Raw genomic sequence first — 6,000 nt, forward strand, 5'->3', positions numbered from 1 at the left:
GATTGTTTTTGAAATAACAGGATTGCAAATTTACGCAATTATATCAAAATGGCAAAACACAGTAAGGATCAATACGGGATTTTTTTAAGATTTAAAAGATGGGGTAAGGCTGGGCGGATTCTGCTGCTTTCCGTTCCGCTCTCTTCTCCTTCCAGCTTTTCGAACGGGCAGCTTCACTGATATCAATAATTCGACCGAACCTGTAACCCACGTTCAGGGTAACAAAGAAAAAATTATTCTGTTCGGTGGCCATGATGGGAACCTCTTTGGGATATACGGTAAGGATTACCCCGACCTCCAGGGCGTGAAGAATGGCATCCTTCTGGCTGTATTCGAAGCTTAAACCGGTTTTCCCTGTTAAGCCTGGAATAAGCCTGATCTCGTTGAAGCCCATAAAGAAGGGGCCGCGCCCTCCTATATCCGCCTGGTGAATTCCGGGATCAAATTTCAGGTACTCTTCGTCAATGATTTCCCCGATGGTGGATGTGGTGAATACCCGGTAGTATATGGGTTTGGTAAATCCGACGGATAGTCCGCCCGCATAGTACCACCGGACCGAGATCCCGTTCCGGTCAATTTTCCGGTAGAGTTCTTTTTGCCATCCGGCCATTCCTTTCAATTCCCAGAAGAGGTTTTGCTTTCCATATACATAGCGGTACGATGAATAGTTATAGGAAAACAAGGATTTAATTTCTTTGGGGTGTTTGACATAGGCAAAGTCACCATCCAGAATGAACTGGTTCCGGGCGTTCCTCCAGAATCCATAACGGTAATTTACCCCGAATCCGTTGGAGTTAAGGTAAGCGGCAAAGGTGCTCTCATCCCGGAGCATCACCCGCATCTGCTCATCGATCTCTCCCTGTGCCCAGAGTGAGCCCGAAGTAAGCACACATACCAGGATGAATATATTGGCTCTTCTCATTGCATGTTGACCCGCAAACTCCATGCAAAATAACGAAATATCGGAGGGAAAAGTTGGAGAGTGGACAAAAAAAAAGATTTACCGGGGGTAAATCTTAAGATATCTGGAATGGAATTCCCGGATCAGTTCTACCCCTTGGGCAGTGTCTGCTCTGTGTCAACCTGGCTGTAAGCAGGGCAAACATGTTTGTTACACGAGCTCATCAGGATACCTGCTGCGAATACTACTGCTAAAATGATCACTGCTCTTTTCATGGTTCATCGGTTTTGATCCGGGATCGGTGCTCTACAAATATAGGACATATCTTATAAAAAAAAACATGGCTCTATTAGCCTATAACGTAAGCTGTTGAAAAAAGTTATACGAATCTTTGTTTTTTATGGATGATTCATAAAGCCCTGTTTTCTTAAAACTTCAAGTAAGGATTTGGAAAACAGGATATTATCATCCTTTTTATAGCGAACATCCGTAAATACCTGTGCCAGGGTCTCTTTGTTATGTTCTTTGATGAACGACTGATAAGTGGGCATTAACTCCTTCTCCCTGTAGCAGGCATCAATATCCTCCCTCTTATACTCGTGGTATTTTTCCTGGTGTACCACAGCCTCCAGGGGAAGGCGGTCGGTAAGTTCGGGCCACTCACCGGGATATCCCACGCTTACCGTGGTAACCGGCACCACTCCGCGGGGCAGATCCAGGATCTCAATAATCTTCCCTGCCATATAGGTCGTAGTACCCAGGTAGCAGATGCCCAGGCCGGCATCTTCTGCGGCCACACACACATTCTGGGCCACCAGCAGGGCGTCGATGGCTGCCGTAAAAAAGGAGAGAAAGTTATCGTAGCCCGGTTCTGCCTGACGCTGCCTGCACCAAAGGTTAAAGCGGTTAAAGTCGGCACAAAAAGTGAGTACCACGGGGGCCTCCCTGATCATGCCCTGGTTAAAGTGACAGGGGGAAAGCTCCTCTTTGATCCCTTCCTCTGTGGTGACCACAATGGAATAGAGCTGCATATTCCCGGTAGTGGAGGCACGGGTTCCGGCTTCCAGAATGTATTGAAGGATCGTATTGGGGATGGGATCCGGCAAGTATTTCCGGATGGTCCTGTGCTTAAGCAAAGTGTCGGTCATATCCTTGAATTTTCTATAAAAATAGTGATATTTAAGGTCTAAAATTCCCAATTTTATGAAAACGATAAAATGTAACAGCTCTTTTTGGATAGCTGTTTGTCTTGCTATGGCTTTGATGGTCAGCCCGGTGGACTTGAATGCACAGAAAAAGAAAAACCAGGAGGAAGAAAAAACGGAGGGGATCGACGCCGGTCTGCTTTCCGGACTAAAATGGCGCAGCATCGGTCCGGCCATGACTTCCGGCCGCGTGTCCGATTTTGCAGTCAACCCGCAGGACCACAGTGAATGGTATGTGGCCATCTCTTCCGGAAATGTCTGGAAAACCGTAAACAACGGAACCACCTTCAAGCCGGTATTTGAAAAATATGCTTCTTATTCCACCGGGGTGATCACCATGGATCCCAACAATCCAAACCTGCTCTGGCTGGGTACCGGGGAAAACAATCACCAGCGTGCCCTGGGATACGGTGATGGCGTCTACAAATCGGAGGACGGAGGGGAGTCGTGGAAGAACATGGGGCTGAAAGAGTCTCGCCAGATCGGAGGAATCGTAGTGGATCCGCGCAATTCCAATGTGGTATTTGTGGCGGCCGAAGGATCGGCCTGGGGGCCTGGTGGTGATCGCGGTTTGTTTAAAAGCACCGACGGAGGGGAGACCTGGAAGAAAGTGCTGGAAATCAGTGTAAATACAGGAGTAAATAACGTGGTGATAGATCCGGTGGATCCTGATGTGATGTATGCCACCAGCGAGCAGCGCAGGCGCCATGTTTTTACCAAAATAGGCGGTGGTCCCGAGTCGGCGGTCTACCGCTCCCTGGACGGGGGGGAAAGCTGGACGAAATCCATGAAGGGACTTCCCGATGTGCATATCGGGGGCATGGGCATCGCCGTTTCACCGGCCGACCGCAATGTGGTCTACCTGATTGTGGAGGCTGCAGAAGACAAGGGCGGATTTTTCCGCTCGGATAACCGGGGGGCCTCCTGGGAAAAAATGAGCGATCATCATGCCAGTGGCCAGTATTACAACGAGATTTACTGCGACCCGGTGGATGTGAACAAGGTGTATTCCATGGAGACCGTATCGAAAGTCACCGTGGATGCCGGGAAAACCTGGAAAAACATCAGTACCGATGGCCGGCATGTGGATGACCATGCCCTGTGGATCGACCCACAGGATACCAGGCATTACCTGATCGGAGGGGACGGGGGGGTGTATGAAACCTTTGATGGCGGGGAGACCTTTCTGTTTAAATCAAACCTGCCGGTCACCCAGTTTTACCGGGTATTCGTGGATAATGAAGAACCATTTTATCATGTATACGGTGGAACCCAGGACAACAATACCCTGGGCGGTCCCTCCATGAACAAAAGCTCGGCCGGGGTTAGCAATGAAGAATGGAAAGCCATCAAGGGCGGGGACGGATTCTGGGTTGCGGTGGATCCCACCGATCCCAATATCATTTATTGTGAATCGCAGTATGGAAATGCGAACCGCTATGACCGGAAGAGCGGTGAAGGAATTGGCATTAAGCCGCGTCCACGAAAAGGCGAGGAGACCTATAAATGGAACTGGAACGCTCCCCTGATCATCAGTCACCATTCCTACACCCGGATCTATATGATGGCCAATAAGGTGTTCCGCTCCGACGACCGGGGCAACTCCTGGAAGGTGATCAGCGAAGATCTTAGCTCGGGAGTGGATCGGAATACCTGGCCGGTAATGGATCATTACTGGAGCCAGGATGCGGTGGTGAAAGATGTATCCACCAGCCTCTGGGGAACCGGCGTCAGCCTCTCCGAATCCCGCCTGGACGAAAACCTGCTTTACGCAGGAACCGATGACGGGGTCATCTCCATCACCAGTGATGGCGGGAAAAACTGGAAACAGGTAAAAAGCTTCCCCGGAATTCCGGAGTTTACCTATGTGAGTGATCTGCTGGCCGACCGGTACGACGACCAGGTGGTCTATGCCACTTTTGACAACCGGAAGCGGGATGATTTTAAACCCTATGTATTAAAAAGTACGGACCGGGGAAACAGCTGGGTAAGCATATCAGCCAACCTGCCGGAGAACGGCACGGTACATACCATCGAGCAGGATCCGGAAGTGCCCGGATTGCTCTTCGTGGGAACCGAGTTTGGTTTTTACTTCAGCATCGACGGGGGAGGGGCCTGGACCAAATTTACCTCGGGCCTGCCCACCATCAGTGTGCGTGACATGGCCATCCAGGAAAGGGAGAAGGACCTGGTGCTGGCCACCTTTGGTCGGGGATTCTATGTCCTGGATGATTATACACCTCTGCGGGAGCTGGCCATGGATCCGGCCGTCCTGGGCAGGCCGTCCCATATTTTCCCGGTGGCCGATGCCCTGATGTATATCCAGACGGGTGGTAAATACGGCCAGGGCTCCACTTTCTTTACCTCCGGAAATCCGGATTTCGGGGCCACCTTTACCTATTACCTGAAAGAGGTGCCTGAAACACTGAAGGCTGCACGGCAGGAAAAGGAGAAGGAGCTTTTCGAAGAGAAGCAGCCGATCCCGCAGCCCACCTGCGAGGAGCTCAGGCTGGAAGAGGCCGAAGAGGCCGCCCGGCTGATATTCACCATCTATGGCGAGGATGGCAACGCGATCAGGAAGCTAAGCAAAAAGGCCTCCAAAGGGATCAGCCGGATGACCTGGGACCTTCGCTATTCTTCCACCTCACCCGTATCTTCGGGAGCTTCGGGAAGAGGGGGTTCATCGGGTGGTAGCGGCCTGCTGGTGATGCCTGGATCTTACAGTGTGGGAATGGATCTGCTTGAAAAAGGAGAGGTGACCGCCTTGTCAGAGCCGGTGGCTTTTAAGGCGATACTGCTGCGGGATGCTTCCCTGCCGGTGAAGGATCCTGGGGAGCTGGCACGCTTCCAGAAAGAGGTCTCCGAACTTTCCAGGGTGATGACCGGCGCTCAGCGCCTGGCCCAGGAGCAGGAAGAGAAGCTCAGTGCGATCAAGAGAGCTCTGGCTCAGACCCCTGAAGCCGGAACCGAACCTGGCCGGAAGGTGTTTGAACTGGAGGATCTGCTGAGCGATATCCGGTTTGCCATGGACGGTCCCCGGGCCAAAGCCAGCTGGGAGGAACTGCCCCCCATGGATATGCCGCTGAGCCGCAGGCTGAATGTAATGATCCGGACCCACTGGTCCTCCACTTCGGAACTGACCAAAACCGAAACCGATCAGCTGGAGATCCTGCGGGAGGAATTTCCGCTCTTACTGGCACAGCTGGAGAAAGTGGTGGAAGAGATCCGTGAGCTGGACCGGCAGCTGGAGCAGCTGAAGGCACCCTGGACCCCGGGAAGGGTCCCGGAACTAAATTAATACCGGTGAGCTCCAGAGGAGGTGAGCGGGAATAGAAAACAGGGAGGAGGTCACCTGTTTTCATCACTACTTTCGGAGTGATTTATTAAAATTAAGAAAATCAGCATTTTAGGCGGTTGATTTTTATGTTTTTGGGTGTCCCATTATCTTGTTAGGGTGTCAGTTAGGGAGAAAAAGAACAAAGGCAGGACGATAAGCGTGCCGGTCCTTAATAACGTGCAGGCCCTTAATATTATGAGTACTAACTTGTAGCAAGGACTTTCCGCTTAATGAGGAGCGGGTCCACATTGATCTTCAATCCGAAATTGCTCTTTATTTCTGCATGATGTATTTAGCCACAAGGTTTCTATCGGGAACATAGGATTCCGGATCTATCAGGAACATCGGATTCCGGATCTATCGGGAACATAGGATTCCGGATTAGCATTAAAAGGAATAATGAGAAATGTATCACGTACTACTTTAAGCAGCATCCCCTGGCGTAGCATTTCTGTAAGCAGTCTGGTTAAGTACAGCCTATTTCATTCCGGGAATGCCCTAATCACATCCTGAGTGGTAAAACCCAGCTTGTTTTTGCCCAAAAATTCCTTGATAAT

3 protein-coding genes are annotated in these 6,000 nt (G+C 50.8%); 1 reads left to right on the forward strand and 2 read right to left on the reverse strand.

Annotation, left to right across the window (positions count from 1 at the left end; all coding sequences use genetic code 11):
* Positions 1 to 91 precede the first annotated feature (91 nt).
* Both P1P86_11380 and P1P86_11385 read right to left on the reverse strand, forming a co-directional pair.
* Complete coding sequence (locus tag P1P86_11380; protein ID MDF1575778.1) at positions 92 to 922, reverse strand: hypothetical protein; 831 nt, start codon at positions 920 to 922, stop codon at positions 92 to 94.
* Positions 923 to 1,299: 377 nt separating this feature from the next.
* On the reverse strand, positions 1,300 to 2,049 hold the full coding sequence (locus P1P86_11385; GenBank protein ID MDF1575779.1) for a nitroreductase family protein: 750 nt from the start codon (positions 2,047 to 2,049) through the stop codon (positions 1,300 to 1,302).
* A 55-nt stretch (positions 2,050 to 2,104) separates the two neighbouring features.
* On the opposite strand from P1P86_11385, the gene P1P86_11390 reads away from it, so the two are divergent.
* Complete coding sequence (locus P1P86_11390; protein ID MDF1575780.1) at positions 2,105 to 5,404, forward strand: hypothetical protein; 3,300 nt, start codon at positions 2,105 to 2,107, stop codon at positions 5,402 to 5,404.
* Positions 5,405 to 6,000 lie beyond the last annotated feature (596 nt).

It is taken from the genome of Bacteroidales bacterium, from assembly GCA_029210725.1.
GTDB lineage: Bacteria > Bacteroidota > Bacteroidia > Bacteroidales.

Coding starts and splice junctions, on each gene's coding strand:
- P1P86_11385 (MDF1575779.1), bottom strand. CDS start 2,049: ATGACCGACACTTTGCTTAAGCACAGGACCATCCGGAAATACTTGCCG.
- P1P86_11380 (MDF1575778.1), bottom strand. CDS start 922: ATGAGAAGAGCCAATATATTCATCCTGGTATGTGTGCTTACTTCGGGC.
- P1P86_11390 (MDF1575780.1), top strand. CDS start 2,105: ATGAAAACGATAAAATGTAACAGCTCTTTTTGGATAGCTGTTTGTCTT.